The sequence below is a fragment of the Williamsia muralis genome (genome assembly GCF_051487485.1).
In the GTDB taxonomy this organism is placed as follows: Bacteria; Actinomycetota; Actinomycetes; order Mycobacteriales; family Mycobacteriaceae; genus Williamsia; species Williamsia muralis_B.
Genome location: NZ_JAHVCV010000002.1, coordinates 534,691 through 552,022, shown reverse-complemented (window position 1 = coordinate 552,022; position 17,332 = coordinate 534,691). Strand labels below are relative to the sequence as shown.

The 17,332-nt window shown below is 64.4% G+C and carries 22 protein-coding genes; 12 read left to right on the top strand and 10 right to left on the bottom strand.

Annotated elements, in window-relative coordinates:
• Positions 1-9: 9 nt before the first annotated feature.
• From KXR83_RS06085 to rpmB, 6 genes are read right to left on the bottom strand one after another with little or no spacing between them, the layout of a single operon-like run.
• Positions 10-297, bottom strand: a complete 288-nt coding sequence (locus KXR83_RS06085; RefSeq protein WP_437424035.1) for a transcriptional regulator — start codon at positions 295-297, stop codon at positions 10-12.
• A 13-nt stretch (positions 298-310) separates the two neighbouring features.
• Positions 311-775 (bottom strand): hypothetical protein, encoded by a 465-nt coding sequence (locus KXR83_RS06080; protein WP_437424034.1) that lies wholly within the window; start codon positions 773-775, stop codon positions 311-313.
• Between the two features lie 56 nt (positions 776-831).
• The gene (gene rpsR / locus KXR83_RS06075; protein WP_023962742.1) at positions 832-1,077 is read right to left on the bottom strand and encodes a 30S ribosomal protein S18; all 246 of its coding nucleotides are present in this window, start codon (positions 1,075-1,077) and stop codon (positions 832-834) included.
• 29 nt (positions 1,078-1,106) lie between these two features.
• Positions 1,107-1,412 carry a 30S ribosomal protein S14 gene (gene rpsN, locus KXR83_RS06070; RefSeq protein WP_023962744.1) on the bottom strand — a complete coding sequence of 102 codons (306 nt, stop codon included), beginning with the start codon at positions 1,410-1,412 and terminating at the stop codon, positions 1,107-1,109.
• Positions 1,412-1,576: a 50S ribosomal protein L33 gene (gene rpmG / locus KXR83_RS06065; protein WP_023962746.1), complete on the bottom strand. Its 165-nt coding sequence runs from the start codon at positions 1,574-1,576 to the stop codon at positions 1,412-1,414. Before rpmG ends, rpsN begins: the two co-directional genes overlap by 1 nt.
• Complete coding sequence (gene rpmB / locus KXR83_RS06060) at positions 1,577-1,813, bottom strand: 50S ribosomal protein L28 (protein ID WP_437424033.1); 237 nt, start codon at positions 1,811-1,813, stop codon at positions 1,577-1,579.
• A gap of 104 nt (positions 1,814-1,917) precedes the next feature.
• Between rpmB and mrf the strand changes: the two genes are divergently transcribed.
• From mrf to KXR83_RS06005, 11 genes are all read left to right on the top strand, one after another.
• Positions 1,918-3,270, top strand: a complete 1,353-nt coding sequence (gene mrf, locus KXR83_RS06055) for a ribosome hibernation factor-recruiting GTPase MRF (protein WP_437424032.1) — start codon at positions 1,918-1,920, stop codon at positions 3,268-3,270.
• Positions 3,267-3,533, top strand: coding sequence for a type B 50S ribosomal protein L31 (locus KXR83_RS06050; RefSeq protein ID WP_437424031.1), 267 nt, complete (start codon positions 3,267-3,269; stop codon positions 3,531-3,533). Before mrf ends, KXR83_RS06050 begins: the two co-directional genes overlap by 4 nt.
• 23 nt (positions 3,534-3,556) lie before the next feature.
• Entirely contained in the window at positions 3,557-3,730 is a 174-nt protein-coding gene (gene rpmF, locus KXR83_RS06045) for a 50S ribosomal protein L32 (RefSeq protein WP_023962752.1), read from the top strand.
• A gap of 126 nt (positions 3,731-3,856) precedes the next feature.
• Positions 3,857-4,477, top strand: a complete 621-nt coding sequence (locus KXR83_RS06040; protein WP_099381720.1) for a trimeric intracellular cation channel family protein — start codon at positions 3,857-3,859, stop codon at positions 4,475-4,477.
• 108 nt (positions 4,478-4,585) lie between these two features.
• The gene (locus tag KXR83_RS06035) at positions 4,586-5,272 is read left to right on the top strand and encodes a response regulator transcription factor (protein WP_023962756.1); all 687 of its coding nucleotides are present in this window, start codon (positions 4,586-4,588) and stop codon (positions 5,270-5,272) included.
• Between the two features lie 84 nt (positions 5,273-5,356).
• Positions 5,357-6,787 carry an ATP-binding protein gene (locus tag KXR83_RS06030; protein ID WP_437424030.1) on the top strand — a complete coding sequence of 477 codons (1,431 nt, stop codon included), beginning with the start codon at positions 5,357-5,359 and terminating at the stop codon, positions 6,785-6,787.
• A gap of 230 nt (positions 6,788-7,017) precedes the next feature.
• Positions 7,018-8,622: a S1C family serine protease gene (locus tag KXR83_RS06025; RefSeq protein ID WP_437424029.1), complete on the top strand. Its 1,605-nt coding sequence runs from the start codon at positions 7,018-7,020 to the stop codon at positions 8,620-8,622.
• A gap of 3 nt (positions 8,623-8,625) precedes the next feature.
• Complete coding sequence (locus tag KXR83_RS06020; protein WP_437424028.1) at positions 8,626-9,315, top strand: MogA/MoaB family molybdenum cofactor biosynthesis protein; 690 nt, start codon at positions 8,626-8,628, stop codon at positions 9,313-9,315.
• 579 nt (positions 9,316-9,894) lie between these two features.
• The gene (locus KXR83_RS06015; protein WP_437424027.1) at positions 9,895-10,497 is read left to right on the top strand and encodes an MspA family porin; all 603 of its coding nucleotides are present in this window, start codon (positions 9,895-9,897) and stop codon (positions 10,495-10,497) included.
• 72 nt (positions 10,498-10,569) lie between these two features.
• Positions 10,570-11,211, top strand: coding sequence for an MspA family porin (locus tag KXR83_RS06010; protein WP_437424026.1), 642 nt, complete (start codon positions 10,570-10,572; stop codon positions 11,209-11,211).
• Positions 11,212-11,473: 262 nt separating this feature from the next.
• Entirely contained in the window at positions 11,474-13,294 is a 1,821-nt protein-coding gene (locus KXR83_RS06005; RefSeq protein ID WP_437424025.1) for a DUF222 domain-containing protein, read from the top strand.
• A 96-nt stretch (positions 13,295-13,390) separates the two neighbouring features.
• Here the strand turns inward: KXR83_RS06005 and mscL are convergent, their stop codons facing one another.
• The 4 genes from mscL to KXR83_RS05985 form a co-directional block, all read right to left on the bottom strand.
• The gene (gene mscL, locus KXR83_RS06000) at positions 13,391-14,332 is read right to left on the bottom strand and encodes a large-conductance mechanosensitive channel protein MscL (protein WP_437424024.1); all 942 of its coding nucleotides are present in this window, start codon (positions 14,330-14,332) and stop codon (positions 13,391-13,393) included.
• A gap of 91 nt (positions 14,333-14,423) precedes the next feature.
• Positions 14,424-15,095, bottom strand: coding sequence for an SAF domain-containing protein (locus KXR83_RS05995; RefSeq protein WP_437424023.1), 672 nt, complete (start codon positions 15,093-15,095; stop codon positions 14,424-14,426).
• Positions 15,096-15,188: 93 nt separating this feature from the next.
• The gene (locus tag KXR83_RS05990) at positions 15,189-15,518 is read right to left on the bottom strand and encodes an FmdB family zinc ribbon protein (protein ID WP_437424022.1); all 330 of its coding nucleotides are present in this window, start codon (positions 15,516-15,518) and stop codon (positions 15,189-15,191) included.
• 81 nt (positions 15,519-15,599) lie between these two features.
• Positions 15,600-16,196, bottom strand: coding sequence for a 5-formyltetrahydrofolate cyclo-ligase (locus KXR83_RS05985; RefSeq protein ID WP_437424456.1), 597 nt, complete (start codon positions 16,194-16,196; stop codon positions 15,600-15,602).
• Between the two features lie 77 nt (positions 16,197-16,273).
• On the opposite strand from KXR83_RS05985, the gene KXR83_RS05980 reads away from it, so the two are divergent.
• Complete coding sequence (locus KXR83_RS05980; protein ID WP_437424021.1) at positions 16,274-17,224, top strand: UTP--glucose-1-phosphate uridylyltransferase; 951 nt, start codon at positions 16,274-16,276, stop codon at positions 17,222-17,224.
• Positions 17,225-17,332 lie beyond the last annotated feature (108 nt).

Here is a 17,332-nt window from a genome sequence, read left to right as displayed (position 1 = left end):
AAGGGCCCACTATCGGGGATCGAGCAGGGTGCGGAGGGCGTTCGAGTGTGCCTCGTACGCCCGCCGTCCTGTGGTGCTGACCCGGTAGGTGGTGCTACTGCCTCGTCCGTGGCCCTCTTTCGACGCGCGGACGTACCCGGCCGACTCCAGTGCCGACATCTGTTTCGAGAGATCAGAATCGGTCAGGCCCAGATGTTCTTTGAGGAATCGGAACGATGTCGACGAGCTGTTGACGAGAATCGCCATGGCCGCCAGTCGTTTCGGGGCGTGGATGACCGGATCGAGACCTTCGATCATAAGTGTCGGGCCATCATGCAAGCCGGGCTCGGGTCGCCTCCGCGGCGCGCTCGTATCGTTTTTCGTAGATCACCAATCCGCCGATCACCAGGACAAAAGCCGCTGCGGCGGCCACCACGACACCCCCCAGCCACCACGACACCGCGACCAGCGCCGCAACGGCGGGCAGCGCCATGAAGTACCCGCGCCATACGACGCCGATCTCCGCAGGCGGTCGTCCGCGGCCGGGCTGGGGCAGAGACCCGTGACGGCGTTGCATCCAGTTGATGAACACGATTTCGAGGACGATCAGGACTGCCAGCGTCCCGAGGAAGAGTGGAATGCTCTCGCGCCACCAGGCGAACGCACCGATCATTCCCGCCGCCCAGGCGCCGATCACCGGGTAGTACCACCAGGGCGTCGGGGGATGGTCGAGGTAAGGGGCGGCCTCTGCTCGCTCGGCCACCCGCAGCAGCTCTTGTGCCTCTTCACTTTCCATGATGGAAAGCTTATGGATCGCTTTCCATTTGTGCAATTGGAAAGCGATCCGTCGGACTATCGGGACGAACCGGGGTAGGGGAGCAGCGCCATCTCGCGGGCGTTGCGGATGGCGGTGGCGACCTGCCGTTGCTGTTGCGGGTCGAGTCCGGTGATGGACCTGCTGCGGATCTTGCCGCGGTCGGACAGGAACTGGCGCAGCAGTGCGGTGTCCTTGTAATCGACCGTGGTCACACCAGCGGCCAGCAACATGTTGCGTTTGCGTTTGGCCGGGAGGTCGGTTTTTGCGGGGCGTCGTGCCATCGATCAGGTCCTTGTCGTGAGAGTGATTGTCACCAGCTGGATTTGGTGATGCCGGGCAGTTCCCCGTTGTGCGCCATCTGACGCAGCCGGATACGCGAGAGGCCGACTTTGCCGATGTAGCCGCGGGGACGGCCGTCGACGGCGTCGCGATTGCGGACCCGGGTGGCGCTGGAGTCGCGGGGCAGGCGCTGCAGGGCCAACTGTGCGTCCGCTCGTTCCTGGTCGGTGGACGACGGCCGCCGGATGATGTCCTTGAGTGCCGCACGGCGTTCGGCGTAGCGGGCGACGATCACCTTGCGCTGTTCGTTGCGCTCGATCTTCGATTTCTTTGCCATCAGCGTTCCTCTCGGAAGTCGACGTGACGCCGGACCCGTGGGTCGTATTTGCGCATCACCATGCGGTCGGGGTCGTTGCGGCGATTCTTGCGCGTGACGTAGGTGTAGCCGGTCCCGGCTGTCGACTTCAGCTTGATGATGGGACGTATCTCATTGCGTGCCATTCAGATTCGTTCTCCTCGTGCGCGGATCTGGGCGACTGCCGCCTCGATTCCGATTCGATCGATGGTCTTGATGCTTTTGGCGGACACGGTCAGCGTGACGGTGCGGTGTTCGCTCGGCAGGAAGTAGCGCCGACGCTGGATGTTCGGATTCCAGCGGCGATTGGTGCGCACATGTGAATGCGACACCTGTTTGCCGAAACCTGGTTTGCGGCCGGTGACCTGGCAGTGCATGGACATGGGCGCGCCTCCTGTCTCTAATGGGAATGATTGTCGACAACGTGCGAATTGGACTGTACATTCAACCTCGACCAAATGAAAACCATTCCCGATAGGAGCTGCCTGTGACCCGCCTGGTCAACAAGACCCCGCTGGTGATCGTGACCGGCTTCGACCGCGAGGCGACGGTGCGCAGTGCGGAGGCGCTCGGCCTGCCGGGGACGACTGTTGTGCATCACGATCTAGGCCTGGTGGAGGCCGGAACCATCGTGAGAACGGTCACGTCGATCGACTTCAACGGTGAGAAGAACTCGCGCACAACGCAAACCGCACTCGATCACGGATGTCTGTCGTGTGCCCTGCGCGAAGACGTGCTGCCCTTGCTGCGGGCCCTGCACCGCCGCTCCAACGTCGACCGGATCGTTCTGGCCCTCGACCCGGCCATCGAACCCGAACCCATGGCGTTTGCCATCGCCGGCACGGTGGTGTCCGGCGTCCCCGGACAGGTCGACGGCCCGGCCGGTCTCGACGTCGAGATCGAGGCGGTCATCGGGTGCGTCAACGAAGGTGAGTGGCTGCGCGACGCGACCGGCGACGAGACCCTCGACGAGGACGATCGCTTCCAGACCGCCGACGACGAGCGGACCATCGCCCAGCTGGCGGTCGGGCACGTCGATTTCGCCGACGCCCTGGTGGTCCACGGGCAGGCGGACAACGGATGGGCCGGGGCGCAGTTGTTCGCCGTTCTCAAGCGGCTCAACCCGACAGCACCGATCATCATGGAACTGCCGAGGCGCCCACTGACCGCCTCGATCATGCGCAACCTGATCTCGGCCATCCCGCCCGGCGCGCGTCGCGGCCGGATCACCGGGCCGCACGACCCGCTGCTGCGCGGGCAGCCGCCCCTCGATGCCGACTGCGGAGTCGCTGTGGTCGAGTTCCAAGCCGATCGGCCGTTCCATCCGGAACGCCTGCACGACGCGATCGACATACTGCTCGACGGTGTTGTCGCCTCTCGCGGTCGGCTGTGGCTGGCCACCCAGCCCGATGAGGCGCTGTGGCTCGAGAGTGCGGGCGGCGGCCTACGCATCGCTATCGGCGGCACCTGGCTCGCGGCGATGTCCGACGACGAGACCGCTGCCGCCGACCCAGAGCGCGTCGCGATGGCGTCGCTGCGCTGGCATCCCCTCTACGGCGACCGCAGCAGCTCCATCGTCGCGATCTCGTACCGCGCCGAACCCGCACGGATCAGGTGGGCACTGAACAGTGCACTGCTGACCGACGACGAGCTGTCAGAGGGTCAGCAGGGCTGGGATCGGTTCACCGATCCGTTCGGCGTGGCCCACGCCGACCCCTGCCAGGACGTGCTCGACGAGCGCGCTCTGCTGGAGGGAACAGACCCACCCATCGAATGGTTCAAACAGGCAGAGGGCTCGGCTGGACAGCAGACGAACCCGGAACGGAAGGACAAACCATGAAGGCGAACATCCACCCCGACTACCATCCGGTGATCTTCAAGGACTCGTCGACAGGCAAGGCGTTCCTGACCCGTTCCACACTGACGTCCGACGTCACTTTGGAATGGGAGGACGGTAACCGGTATCCTCTAGTGGTTGTCGATGTCACGTCCGACTCGCACCCGTTCTGGACTGGTGCGCAGCGCGTGATGGACACCGCAGGACGTGTGCAGAAGTTCGAACGCCGATACGGTCGCCGGACTCGCACGAACCAGGGAACTTAAACGAAGAAATGAAGGGCTGAATCATGGCTGTACCGAAGCGCCGGATGTCGCGGTCGAATACTCGTAGCCGCCGTTCGCAGTGGAAAGCGGACAACCCCGCCTTGCAAGAGGTGAAGGTCGGTGGCGTCGCTCATCGCGTGCCCCGTCGCCTGGTCAAGGCGGTCAAGCTGGGCATCGTCGACCTCGACAAGCGCTAACAGCCACACAGCCGACAACAGGGACTGGCCGTCGATCGACGGTCAGTCCTTTGTTGTGTCCAGAGGGTGCCCCGGAAAGCGTGGTGACTCGTCGGGGCCGCACAGATCGAGAACGGGGAGTCTGCGATGCTGCAGGACGTCCTGAACTACGCCGGCGTGGCAGTGTTCGCCTGCTCGGGCGCACTGGTCGGCGTCCGCAAGGATTTTGACCTGTGGGGCATTCTCTCGATGGGTGCGGCCACGGGTGTCGGTGGTGGGATCGTGCGCGACCTCCTCCTCGGCATCACCCCGCCGACATCGGTACAACACTGGCCCAACCTCACCATCGCCCTGATCGCCGGTCTGATCACTTTCTTTTTCCACCCCGCGTTCCGGGCGTTGTTCCCGGCCGTGTTGATGCTCGACGCGGTCGGAATGGGTGTGTTCGCGGTATCGGGTGCGTTGTTGGCACTCGAACGAGACTCGAGTTCGATGGCTGCGGTGCTCATCGGTATCACCACCGCGGTGGGTGGTGGCGTGATCCGCGACGTGCTCGCCGGTGAGGTCCCACTGTTGCTCCGACCCGCCGACCTCTACGCCGTCCCTGCGATGTGCGGAGCTCTGGCCGTGGTGATCGCCGACGGCACAGGGCTGCCGATCTGGACCGGTCTGGTGGCGGGGGCGACCCTGGCCTTCCTGTTGCGTGTGGGAAGCCTGCGATTCCGATGGCGACTGCCGATGGCCCCGACGCGCCGCGTCGGAGGATGAGCGCGCGACGGGTACGAAGTCCGCGTGCGATGGCTCCGGAACAAGAAAACTGGCGCGTCGCAGGGGATTACTTAGCGCACTCTCAGTCGTGGAAGTAAGACTGTTGTCATGCGCATACTGGTTGTGGACGACGATCGTGCCGTTCGCGAGTCTCTGCGCCGGTCCCTGACGTTCAACGGGTACACGGTGCTCACGGCGGGGGATGGCGTCGAAGCCCTCGAAAAGATCAATTCCGACCGTCCTGAGGCGGTGGTGCTGGACGTCATGATGCCGCGCCTCGACGGGCTCGAGGTGTGCCGTCGTCTCCGCAGCACCGGCGACGATCTCCCCATCCTGGTCCTCACCGCTCGTGACTCGGTGTCCGAGCGGGTCGCCGGACTCGATGCGGGGGCCGATGACTACCTGCCCAAACCCTTTGCGCTCGAAGAGCTGCTCGCGCGCCTGCGGGCCCTGATGCGCCGCGCGACCGCCGAACCGCTGCCGGACTCGGAGGCGATGACCTTCGAGGACCTCACGATGGATCCGGTCACTCGCGACGTCACCCGAGGCGAGCGCCCGATCAGCTTGACCCGCACCGAGTTCGCCTTGCTGGAGATGCTCATGGCCAATCCGCGCCGTGTGCTCACCCGCAGTCGCATCCTCGAGGAGGTCTGGGGTTACGACTTCCCGACGTCGGGCAACGCACTCGAGGTGTACGTGGGCTATCTCCGGCGCAAGACCGAGGCCGAAGGCGAGTCGCGCCTCATCCACACCGTGCGGGGCGTGGGATACGTCCTGCGGGAGACCCCTCCGTAAACCGTGAGCTTCTATCACCGTCACCCGCCGGTCCCCGGCGAAGCCCCGCCGGCAGGCGTGGTGACCGCACAGCGGCCCACACAGATGGCATCAGCGGATCTGCCCCGGCAGATGCGTAAGCCGACGCCGCTGACCCGGACCATCTCGCTGCGTTGGCGCATCACGATCCTGTCCGCCACGGTGGTGGGTATCGCGGTTGCCGTGATGGCAGCAGCGGCTTTTGCGGTCGTCTACCGGGCCATGTATGCCGACGTCGATTCGCAGCTCACCAACCGGGCCAACGGGATGACCGAGCTGGCCCGGATCGGGGTCCTCGACGACTCGCCCGAGTCGCTGGTTGCCGGCACGGTGTTCTCCACGGATATGTCGGTAGCCCTGGTGATGCCCGGCGGCCGTGGCTTCCAGATCGGCGGCGTTCCCTACGGCGAGTCCGAACGCGATGTGGTGGACGGGAAAGCGGAGTCGTCGCTGCGGACCGCGAAGAATCAGCGGGTGCTTGCCCGCAAGCTCAACGACGGCAACACCCTGATCATCTCGCAGAGCCTTCGCGACACCGACGACGTGCTGCATCGATTGGCCTGGGTGCTGGGGGTGATCGGTGGCTGCGGGATCATCCTGGCCGCAGTCGCCGGAACGACCGTGGCGCGTGCCGGACTGCGGCCGGTGGCGCGGTTGACCCGGGCCGCCGAGCGAGTGGCACGTACCGACGACCTCACGCCCATCCCGGTCATCGGTAACGACGAATTGGCCAGGCTCACCGAGAGTTTCAACCTGATGCTGCGGGCGCTTGCCGAGTCGCGAGACCGGCAGAGCCGGCTCGTCGCGGACGCCGGTCACGAATTGCGCACGCCGCTGACGTCGTTGCGCACGAATCTGGAGTTGATGATCGCGTCGAGCCAGCCGGGTGCGCGGGCGGTGCCCGAGTCGGACATGGCGGAGCTGCGGACGGACGTGATGGCCCAGATCGAAGAACTCTCCACGCTCGTGGGCGATCTCGTGGATCTCGCGCGTGAGGATGCGCCCGAGGTGGTGCACGAAGAGGTCGACCTCTCCGAGGTGGTGGACCGCTCTCTCGAGCGTGTCCGCCGCCGGCGCAGCGACGTCGATTTCGAAGTGCACGTCACGCCCTGGTTCGTCTTCGGTGAGAGTGCTGGGTTGTCGCGGGCCGTGCTCAATGTGCTCGACAATGCTGCCAAGTGGAGTCCGCCCGGTCGACCCGTGGAGGTACGGCTGGCTCAGATCGAGCAGGATCGCGCGATTCTGACCGTTGCCGACGCCGGTCCCGGTATCCCTCCCGAAGACCGGCAATTGGTCTTCGAGAGGTTCTACCGGTCCACCGCATCCCGATCCATGCCCGGCTCGGGGCTCGGGCTGGCGATAGTCCGTCAGGTGGTGGACCGACATGGCGGCACGGTGACCGCGGGTCAGTCCGAACTCGGAGGCGCCCTGGTGACGATCAGCCTTCCCGGGTCGCCGGTACCGGCCGAGATCGCGCCCCAGGTGGTCCAGCAATAGGTCCTGATCGAGCCGTGTCGGGAGTTCGGCGGTCGTTCGAAGGGTTGAACTTCTCTGTCCGTCGATTGACGGCTTTGTTTGGCGAAGTCCCTGCGGGGAACAATGAAGGGGAAACAAACAGCACTGTCTCAGCCCCGTCTCAGGCCGACACAGCAAGGTATTCCTCAGTGCCGGTAAATGTTGCGGCATCGGGGAGCGCAGGGTGCGCCTGGCAGAAAGCAAAAATCGACATGGTCGGCAGCAACGATGACGAGCGCGGGACCAACCGCGACACCAGTTCCTTTCCGCGGGAGGGCATCTCGCAATCACCGGGACAATCGCATCCCAGTGGGTCCGCTGATCGGCCGGACGGGCCGAGCAACGCCGGACCGCAGGACAACCCCTACGGGCGAACCTCGGCGTTCGAGCCCCGGCAGCAGGATTCCTCGGGTGACCAGACGGCACAATTCGGTACCTCCGGCATGAACGGACCTTCCGGACCTTCCGCCCCCTACGGGCAGTCATCGGAAGGCACTTCCGCAAATCGTGGTCCGGCGGGTTACGGCTATGGCGCCCAACCTGATCCGTATGCCCCGTCAGGGCGATTCGCGCAGCCGAACCCGTATGGGGCCTACGCCCACGGCGGGGGGACGGGTACCAATCCCACCAGTCAGATCCCGGCCCCCGGGGCCGGCCAGAACCCGTACGGGAGCTCGCCACAGCAGTTCGGAGCCCCGGTGCCCGCACGTAGCGGGCGTTCGGGCGGAGCCAAAGCCGGGTTGGCAGCTGCCGCAATCGCTTTGGTGCTCGTCGGCGGTGGCATCGGAGGTGTGGTCGGAGCCAATGTGGCCGACGATTCATCCGGTTCGAGATCAACCAGCGAGAGTGTGCTCGGCGGCGACCGCGACAACAGCCAACCGGTGCAGGCCCCCGCCGGCTCGACTCAGGAAGTCGCGGAAAAGGTCACCCCGTCGGTCGTGTCGATCGAGGTGGAGGGCAGCCAGGCGTCCGGGTCCGGATCCGGCATCGTGCTCACCGCGGACGGCACCATCATGACCAACAACCACGTCGTCGCCGGTGCGGGCAACAATCCAGACCTCACGGTCACCTTCAGTGACGGCAGCACGGCAGCCGCGCAGATCGTGGGCGCCGACCCGATCTCCGACATCGCCGTGATCAAGGTCGACAAGTCCGGCCTCACCCCGATCGCCGTCGGTCGCTCCGACAATCTCGTGGTCGGTCAGGAGGTCATCGCGATCGGGTCGCCGCTCGGGCTGAACGGCACGGTCACCACGGGAATCATCAGCGCGCTCAACCGCCCGGTGTCCACACAGGGTGAGGAGGGTGGCCAGGCATCGGTGATGGATGCCATCCAGACCGACGCGGCGATCAATCCGGGCAACTCCGGTGGCGCACTGGTCAACGCCAACGGCGCCCTCATCGGCGTCAACACCGCGATCGCCAGCCTGTCCCAGGGCGAGTCCGGCGGAAGCATCGGCCTCGGCTTCGCCATCCCTGTGGACCAGGCGATGCGCATCGCCGATGAGCTCGAGAAGACCGGTAAGGCGACACAGGCGGGGCTCGGCGTCACGGTGCGGTCGGGTGCACCGTCAGCTGACAGCCCCGGCGCGCTGATCAACGAGGTGACGTCGGGTGGAGCCGCGGCGAAGGCGGGCATCCCGAGTGGTGCACTGGTCACCAAGGTCGACGATCGCGTGATCGCCTCCGGAGACGCGCTGATCGCGGCGGTGCGGTCTCACGCTCCCGGCGACCAGGTGACCATCACGTACGTCACCAACGGACAGACAAAGACCGCGCAGGTCACCCTCGACACCCTGGACACCGGAGGACGTTAGACCGTGAAACACATCGACGATCAGATTGGTACCCGACTGCGGGCAGTCATCCCCATCCCGACCGATAGAGTTCCTGACGGAGATGGTGCCATCTCAGTCCTGGGTATCGGCGAGGCAGATGTCGTCGCCGCGGACGCCGCGGCGGAACAGCTCGCCGTCCGCACAGGGGAGATCGAAGCGGAAGGACAGCGCATGAGGTCACTGAACTTGGCCGAAGAGGATCTGGGTCGAGCCCTGGTGGTGATCGTCGATGACCGAGCCGCCCATGGTGAGGACCAAGCCTTGATCGGCCCACTGGTGGGGGAGTTGCTCGAAGAAGCAGGGTTCCACGTCGACGCGGTGGTGGCGGTGGAGTCCGACGAGGTGGAGATCCGCAACGCCCTCAACACCGCGGTCATCGGCGGGGTGGACTTGGTGATCTCGGTCGGCGGCGTCGGGGTCGGTGGTCGCGATGTGACTCCCGAGGCGACCGCGGATCTACTCGACCGCAAACTGCCGGGTATCGAAGAGGCCTTGCGCAGTTCCGGATTGGCTGCCGGCGCGATGGATGCCGGGCTGTCACGCGGGCTTGCGGGTGTCTCCGGGCAGACGATCGTCGTCAACTTGGCCAACTCGCGGGCCGCTGTTCGTGACGGCATGGCCACCATCACCCCGATGGCCAAACACCTGATCTCCTCGATCAGCAACTTCTGATCGGGTCAGATGAGCGACTCGAAAGACCGAAAGCGAACCAAGACTCGAGCCGAGCTAGAGAAGGTTTTTGGCGAGGATTTGCCCTCGACCAGCAGCGATGAGCGACCGATCGGTCGAAGTGATGAAGGTCACAGTAACGCCGATATGCGTGCGGACGAATGGTTTATCGAGAATCGCCCGCCACATCACGGCTGAATCGCAATTAGGTCACGGCCTGGTTCCTGGGCTTTTCCTGATAATTCACTGAATTTGCTGCAAGATCAATAATTATTCATTCGCTTTAGCGAAGTTCCCTTTTCGGACACGACTGCTGCGAACTGTTGCCCGCACCTGTTCCTGGGGCTAACGTTCCGCTCGATACGGCCAGTACCAGTGCGGGGGTTGGGCGTATCCCGTGCGACGTCCCCAATGGCGACCGCGGTGTGGGCAAGGTGTTCGGCTGAGATTTACCTACTGGAAACTTCGGGCATACAAGCCCGTTAATTGCCCCGGTAGAAGATTCCGCTGAACCTTTTGGTCACTTCGAGCTCACGATTTGGTTGAGCTTGGATTACACAGCAATCCTGTGAGAGGGAACGAATGAGCAAGTTCAGCATGTTCGGTCTGCGCCGCGTTGTCGGCGTTGGTGCGATTACCGCGGTTGCCGCCATTGGCCTGGCCAGCATGGGTGCAGGAAACGCCGCCGCAGGACCCCTGCCCAGCGGCAGCAAGGTAACCCAGGGTGTCGACGGCACCGTCGTCAAGATCAGCCGCACCGGCGAGGCCGCTTACCCGGTCCCGTCCTTGGCGAACAACGGCGCAGGCCGCGCCGCAGAGGTTTCCGGCCTCGTCACCGTCACCGCCGGTGGCGCCAGCGGAACCCTGACCACCGGCTACATCGTCGGCTGCCAGGTCGACATCACCGGTCTCGAAGGTGGCCTGAACGCCTCCATCGATTCTTCTCTGAGCCTGGGCGTCGACGGCTCGCTCTCGTTCCCGCTGGCTCCCGGCCAGGCGGCATTCGTTCCGCTCGGCACCAAGAGCTTTGAGGGTGGCGTTGCAAGCGTCCAGTACAAGCGTCAGGGCATCGAGGTGCAGCAGTGTGGCGGATACGCCCAGGCTCGCGCCTTCACCACCGTGCAGACCGAGGGCAACTACGTCATCAAATCGACCCTCTACGGCGCCCCGTTCAGCCTGAACTGATCGTCGGCAGATAAACCAACTAGTCTGAAATCTTATCTGCCGCAAGCAGATTCATATTCCTGAAGGGGAATCATGCGCAACAAACTCTCGCGTCGTCTCGCCGCGGTGGCCGGCATCGCCGGTGTCTCGGCGATCGCACTGTCCTCCATGGGTGCCGGCGGCGCAGCTGCCGGTGCTCTGCCCGGTGGCGTCGCCACCCAGAAGTTGATCGACGGCTCCAACGTCACCGTCACGCTGAAGGACGAGTTCGTCAACATCCAGCCGTCGACCGTGGCGGTTCCGACCAGCCGCAACGTGTGGCTGTCGGGCAAGGTGCTCGTCACCGTCGACGGTGAAGCCGAAGGCGCCACCGTCGAAGCCGGTTACGTTGTCGGCTGCCAGCTGACCTTCGGTGCCGGCGGCGAAGCCGGTATCGGGACCTCGCTGGATCTGTCCGATCCCGGCTCGCCGTGGGCCACCCCTGAAGCTGCGATCGGCGCCGGCCTGACCCTCGGACCCGGTGAGGCCACCTACGTGCCGATCCTGTCGTCCGACGACGCCACCGACTTCAGCTTCGAGGGCAACGCCGGCGGCATCGCTTACAGCCAGGAAACCGTCAAGATCGACGGTTGCGCCGGATACGCCGAAGGACAGGCGTACGTCAAGGTCACCGTCGACACCCCGTCGGTCACCGGCATCGTCACCCTGTGGGGCTCCAAGTTCAGCCTCGGCTGATAGGCAGATCCCTACTGCTTGACAACTGAACAACCCGAAAGCCGGACCACCGCAAGGTGTTCCGGCTTTCGGCGTTTCACCAGGATGATGAGATTGCCCGGTGCTAGCCGGGGAGGTGGAGAGGCCGTGAGCGAAGAGTCGAACATGTGTTCGACAAATTGAAGTGATTGGACTATAATCGAAGTAAGGGAATCGTCCTGACAACTGAGGCACTTTGCATCTGGTTGTCAGCGTTCGCTTTTCGGTTGACTGGGGGGTCATCATGTCCGACGGTGCTGTCATCGATTCGCCTGTGGTGGGCGCGGTGTTGGGACTGGAGTCGGCGATCGATCAGCTCGCCGAGGTGAATCTGACGGCGCTGTCCGACGAGGATTGTGTACGTCTGGTCGACCGGCTGGAGGTCGCGTCGCGGCGGTTGCAGTCCGCAGGGTTGCCGGTGTTGCGGGAAGTGGTTGTGCGACGCGCGTATTCGAAAGTCGGATGCTCCTCGCCGGCTGCGATGTTGACCGCGTTGGCGCGGCTGCGGCCTGGTGCTGCCCGAGCTCGGGTGGAAGCGATGGACGCGCTGACGCCGTCGGTGACTCCCAGCGGTGAAGTAGTCGATGCTCGGTTCCCGAACACCGCAGAAGCGCTGCGCGCGGGCGTGATCGGACTTGATCACGCTGGAGTGGTGGCGAGGGTGATGGCAAAGATTCCGCACAAGGTCGACGCGGAGAAGCGGACAAACACAGAGGTGGCGCTGGCTGATTTGTGCCGCAAGCACACTCCTGGCCAGGTCGAGGCGATCGGCGAGCGCATCGTCGAATACTTGGATCCCGACGGGACGTTGGCCGATGACACCGACAGAGCTCGAAAACGTGGATTCAGCTTGGGGAAACCGGCCACGGATCTCATGTCGACGGTAGCGGGGCATCTGGACCCGGTGACCCGGGCCTTGCTGGATGTGATGCTCGCGGTGTGGGCCGCTCCGGGGATGAACAATCCTGATGATCCGCTGTCACCCTCAGGTGCCGCCGACGATCCGACGTTGGACAGAGACCTGCTGCAGGCTGCGGCAGACAACGACACCCGCAGTGCGGCGCAGCGCAATCACGATGCGGTGAAGTCGATGCTGATGTACCTGCTCGAATCGGGGCAGCTGGGCAAAACACATCATGGCTTGCCCGTGCAGGTGATCATCAACATGACCAAAGACCAGCTCGACCAGTACATGCGTGAGCAGGTGCCGCCAGAAGGCGTTGACGGAGAGGGCTTCTCGAGGTCTGAGGGTGAACCCGGTAGAGCGTCGGCGTTAGCAGCAGGATCAGACCGCGAGTCAGAGCCAGACCCCGAGGCAGAGCCAGACCGTGAAGCGATGGGCGTTCACCCGTACCCGGAGACGCACTGGGAGGATCCGGGCTGGTTGCCTTCGCTCGCTGGTGGGCCGTCGCGACCGTACGGGACGGGTCTGGTCTACACGGCGACCGGTGCGGTGCTGCCGATCGCTGATGCGTTGAGGCTTGCAGTGCGCTCCGACAAGACGTTGGCCATTTTCGAGAACCATTCGAATGAGCCGTTGTTCCTGGGTCGAGCTCGGCGGCTGGCCAGTGAGGCGCAACGTCTGGCGATGTTTGCCGCGCACCGCGGGTGTTCGCATCCGGGCTGTTCGAATCCGGCGTTGTGGGCCGAGGCACATCATGTCCGCGAATGGGCGCAGGGCGGGTTCACCGACATCACTCACCTGGCCCCGGCATGCCCGCAGCACCACCAACTCGTCGGGCCGGGGGAGCATCAGTGGCAGACGGTGATGATCACCGACGGCCCCGACGCAGGGAGGTGTGCCTGGATCCCACCGGCACTATTGGATCCGGAGCGACGACCCCGGGTCAACCGTGCCCACCACCCGGACGAAGCCATCATCGAGGCCGGTCAGGCCATGCTTGCGCGTCGCAAAGCCGAACTCGAACAACGCAATCGAGAACTCGGCGCCCCACCACCAGATCCACTACCGACCAGATCGTCGGAGAACAACCTCCCGCCAGAAGCCCCGCCCCCTCCATGTACCTCGCAGAACGTGGATTCCTCCGAAATTGGGGGCCTGTAAAACAGCAGGGACGGCGTGCTCGGGTCCGAGATCGCTGGACCCCCGACAAAACTATCGCCCCGGCGTGAGCCGGGGCGATAGGTCATCTCGAAGTGTTTACGGGCTGCTGTGCCTGCCGCCGCCGTTGTGGTCGTCGCGACGTCCCGGCGGGGGACCGTAGTTCGGTTGGGGGCCGGTGAGCGGGTCGTAGTTGGGCGGCGGGCCGGTCAACGGATCGGGACGGTAACCCTGACCCTGGTCTTGCCCCTCATGCTGCGGCGGGTTGGGGCGCGGCGGCGGCGCCGGACTGTATCCGGGCGGCGGACCCGGCGGCTGCTGATAACCGGGAGGCGGTCCACCCAGCGGCGGCTGACTCCGCGGCGGCATACCGCCCTGGGGCGGCTGTCCCTGTAAGGGTTGGCCGATCGGTCCTGAGCCACCGGTAGGCGGACCCTGGGTCGGGTAGACGTTGGCGCCACCGACTCGGTCCGACTGCTGCGAAGAGAGCTGCGAAGAGAACTGCTGCGTACCGGCAGAAGACGCGCCTGCGCCGGCGGCGGCCGGACCCGAGTAAAGAGGACCAGACTGCGGGCCGTCGTCGCCACGCCGGTCGATGAGAGCCTGATCCTTCTCGCTCGTCGCGCCGGCGATCTTGGCCTTCTCCTCCGCGGGATCCTTGCCTTGGAGAATGTCGCGGATCTCGGCGAGCAACTCCGACTCCGTCTGGGCCGCGGCGTCGTCGCCGTCGCGCGCTGCGAGCGTCTTCAGTTTCTCGTACGGCATCACGATCAGGAAGTAGACAACCGCGGCAACGATCAGGAAGTTGATGGCGGCGGCGATGAGGGCGCCGATGTCCACAAACGTTTCCGGATTGCCGGACCTGATGGTGAATCCCAGCCCCTGCGCGGAATCGGTGCCACCGATCGAGTTCACCAACGGTTGGATGATGTTGGTGGTGAACGCTGTGACGATCGCGGTGAAAGCAGCACCGACGACCACGGCGACAGCGAGGTCGATGACGTTTCCCCGCATGAGGAAATCTTTGAAGCCCTTGAACATGTAGTGACCCTTCCCACGAGGGAAACGAGCTCTAATTGCAGTCCGCTGATCCTAACCAGCGGTCGCGGAAATTGCCGTTCACAACATGCAGTCAGTGAAAAACGAGTGTGATCGGAGCAGTGAGGGTGGCCGCCGCGACCACGTGCGCGTCGCGCTCCGGCAGGGCAAGAACGGCAAGTCGGGCATTCGACCCCGCCCGCGAACCTGATTCCTGCGACACGAGTGCGACCACTGCTCCCTTGGCCAAAACCTTTGTCGCCGATGACCCATCAGCGGTGTCGGCATCGTCGATGCTCAGCACGTCGACCACGTCTCCTTCGCGGAGGAGATCGATCACCGCTGTGTCGGCCACCTTGACCGGAACCAGGCGCGCGTCGGGGCGCTGCAGGATCTGAGCCGGCAGGCGACTGGTGAGAACGCGCGAATCGGTCAGTACCTCACCCGCCCGCACCGGACCGGTCACCGTCTTGTCGAGGAAGTCGGCTGCGTCGTCGACTGTGCCCACCGGGAGGTCGCCGGGACGGAACTCGCGCGTGGTCAGGTCGCCGATCGTGAGGGGTTGCCCAGGGCTGATGTCATGGGCCGCGATGACCGCCGGCCGCAGTTCCTCGGTGCGGCCCGCCGTCAGTGCGGCCACTAGCGCGACCGTCAGCAGCACGATGGCACAGGCGCGACGGAGGAGTAGCGACCGTGTCCATCCGGGCCTGACGGCATGACGGACGCGGTCGGCGAGTGTGGGGGTCAGAGCATTGCGCGCGGCCATGAGCGAACGTTATGGCGATTGCCATCCATCGTCCGCTTGGTCAGGCACCGATATGAGGTTGCCTGTGCACAGTCCACTGTGTGTGGATAGAACTCAGGAAGCAGCCTTGGCAGTGGTCGAACTGCTGGACGTGCTGCTCGATGAGCTGCTGCTCGAATCCGTCGACTTCGCCGCAGGCGCCGATTCCTTGCTGCCGGAGTCGGACTTCGACGAGTCGCTCGAACTCGACTCGCTGCTCGTGGTGGTGGAGCGGCTGTCGTTGCGGTAGAAGCCGCTGCCCTTGAACACGATGCCCACGCTATTGAACAGTTTGCGCAGCTTACCGGCGCATTTGGGGCATTCGGTGAGCGAGTCGTCGCTGAAAGATTGCACGATGTCGAAGCGGTTGTCGCACTGTGTGCAAGCGTACGAATATGTGGGCACCGAAGACCTCCGAAGGTGTTAAGCCGAGAACGTTGTGGATTCTACCGTCGAACTGGCACTCATCGTTAACGAGTGCCAAGGTCAGCTTGTTCCCAGCCGTCTGAACCCCTCATCCGGTGTCAGGCTCCAGCCCATCGGCACGTCGAACTCGTCCGATGGCAGCTCGTCCACCAGCTCGTCGTCGAACACCACGGCAACCAGTTTGTCTGTGTCCACCTCTGATATCGACCGGTCGTAGTAGCCGGCTCCGCGACCGAGTCGAATACCGTGGCGGTCGACCGACAGGGCCGGGACCAGGATCAGAGCGGCGTCACCGAGTGCGTCCGGTGAGGCGCTGTTCCCACTGGGCTCCAACAGTCCAAATCGTCCTGCGTGCAATGACTCCGGTCCGTCGTACCAAGCCCATTCCAGCGGGGCAGGCGGGCCGGGCGCCACCTTCGGTAGCAAGACCCGGAAGCCTCCCTTACGCAAAACCTCCAACATCGCGGTGGTGCCCGGTTCGCTACCGATCGGGACGTAAGCCGCGATCGTGGCGCCAGGCCCCACCCATGGACCGCCCTCGGGGAGGTTCGCGATCCACGTCACAATCGAGGCGTCCAGGCTCGCCTTAACCTGGGGAGACAGGCTGTCGCGACGCTCGAGGACACGCATTCTCCAGGTTGCTTTGTCGGTGAAAATCGGTACGCCCCTCTCATGTTTGGCGTTCAGCCGATAGGTTTACTCACACACCAGTGTGATCAACCTAGGGTGGGAAAATGACTGAAGCGCAGACCAGCCCGGCCAACGAGGTCGAATACGAGTCCGTTCCGGGCACGCCGCCCATTCCGCGTACCGCAATTGTGCCGGCCGCAGGCTTGGGTACCCGTTTTCTTCCGGCGACCAAGACCGTGCCGAAAGAACTCCTTCCGGTGGTGGACACGCCCGGTATCGAATTGGTGGCCGAAGAGGCCAAGTCGGCCGGTGCCAAGCGACTGCTGATCATCACGTCGCCGGGTAAAGACGGCGTTGTCGCGCACTTCGTCGAAGACCTTGTGCTCGAACACACCCTCGAGTCACGCGGCAAAGACACCATGCTGGCCAAGGTGCGGAACGCGCCATCGTTGCTGGAGGTCGCGTCGGTCATCCAGGAAAAGCCCCTCGGACTCGGCCATGCGGTCGGATGCGTCGAGGCCAAGCTCGACGACGACGAGGATGCTGTCGCGGTTCTGCTTCCCGACGATCTGGTGCTTCCCAACGGCGTCCTGGAGGTGATGGCCCGTACCCGCGCCAAGCGCGGCGGCACGGTGCTCTGCGCCATCGAGGTCCCGACCGAGAAGATCAGCGCGTATGGCGTATTCGACGTCGAAGAACTTCCCGATGCTGCCAATCCCAATGTGATGAAGCTGAAGGGAATGGTCGAAAAGCCCGAGGCAAAAGATGCGCCTTCCAATTATGCGGCGGCCGGGCGATACATCCTCGACCGCGCAATATTTGATGCATTGCGACGAATTGAACCCGGCGCAGGTGGCGAATTGCAGCTCACCGATGCCATCGCTTTGTTGATTGACGAAGGTCATCCGGTTCACGTGGTGGTTCACCGCGGAACTCGCCACGACCTCGGGAACCCGGGCGGGTACCTGAAGGCGTCGGTCGACATCGCCCTCAACCGTGAGGATTACGGGCCCGAATTGCGCGAGTGGCTGGTCGAACGCCTCGGGTGCAACTGACTTCCGACCACCAATAGCACCCGGTTTGACCGCGTTGGTGCGATGACGCGCGGCGATCCCTGGATGCGAGAGAACGGAAATCGCCGACAAACCAGCTAACGTCAGTCG

Bases quoted from the DNA above. Each gene is read 5' to 3' on its own strand.
- KXR83_RS06085 (WP_437424035.1), bottom strand. From the start codon at position 297: ATGATCGAAGGTCTCGATCCGGTCATCCACGCCCCGAAACGACTGGCG.
- KXR83_RS06080 (WP_437424034.1), bottom strand. From the start codon at position 775: ATGGAAAGTGAAGAGGCACAAGAGCTGCTGCGGGTGGCCGAGCGAGCA.
- rpsR (WP_023962742.1), bottom strand. From the start codon at position 1,077: ATGGCACGACGCCCCGCAAAAACCGACCTCCCGGCCAAACGCAAACGC.
- rpsN (WP_023962744.1), bottom strand. From the start codon at position 1,412: ATGGCAAAGAAATCGAAGATCGAGCGCAACGAACAGCGCAAGGTGATC.
- rpmG (WP_023962746.1), bottom strand. From the start codon at position 1,576: ATGGCACGCAATGAGATACGTCCCATCATCAAGCTGAAGTCGACAGCC.
- rpmB (WP_437424033.1), bottom strand. From the start codon at position 1,813: ATGTCCATGCACTGCCAGGTCACCGGCCGCAAACCAGGTTTCGGCAAA.
- KXR83_RS06050 (WP_437424031.1), top strand. From the start codon at position 3,267: ATGAAGGCGAACATCCACCCCGACTACCATCCGGTGATCTTCAAGGAC.
- rpmF (WP_023962752.1), top strand. From the start codon at position 3,557: ATGGCTGTACCGAAGCGCCGGATGTCGCGGTCGAATACTCGTAGCCGC.
- KXR83_RS06040 (WP_099381720.1), top strand. From the start codon at position 3,857: ATGCTGCAGGACGTCCTGAACTACGCCGGCGTGGCAGTGTTCGCCTGC.
- KXR83_RS06035 (WP_023962756.1), top strand. From the start codon at position 4,586: ATGCGCATACTGGTTGTGGACGACGATCGTGCCGTTCGCGAGTCTCTG.
- KXR83_RS06030 (WP_437424030.1), top strand. From the start codon at position 5,357: ATGGCATCAGCGGATCTGCCCCGGCAGATGCGTAAGCCGACGCCGCTG.
- KXR83_RS06025 (WP_437424029.1), top strand. From the start codon at position 7,018: ATGGTCGGCAGCAACGATGACGAGCGCGGGACCAACCGCGACACCAGT.
- KXR83_RS06015 (WP_437424027.1), top strand. From the start codon at position 9,895: ATGAGCAAGTTCAGCATGTTCGGTCTGCGCCGCGTTGTCGGCGTTGGT.
- KXR83_RS06010 (WP_437424026.1), top strand. From the start codon at position 10,570: ATGCGCAACAAACTCTCGCGTCGTCTCGCCGCGGTGGCCGGCATCGCC.
- KXR83_RS06005 (WP_437424025.1), top strand. From the start codon at position 11,474: ATGTCCGACGGTGCTGTCATCGATTCGCCTGTGGTGGGCGCGGTGTTG.
- mscL (WP_437424024.1), bottom strand. From the start codon at position 14,332: ATGTTCAAGGGCTTCAAAGATTTCCTCATGCGGGGAAACGTCATCGAC.
- KXR83_RS05995 (WP_437424023.1), bottom strand. From the start codon at position 15,095: ATGGCCGCGCGCAATGCTCTGACCCCCACACTCGCCGACCGCGTCCGT.
- KXR83_RS05980 (WP_437424021.1), top strand. From the start codon at position 16,274: ATGACTGAAGCGCAGACCAGCCCGGCCAACGAGGTCGAATACGAGTCC.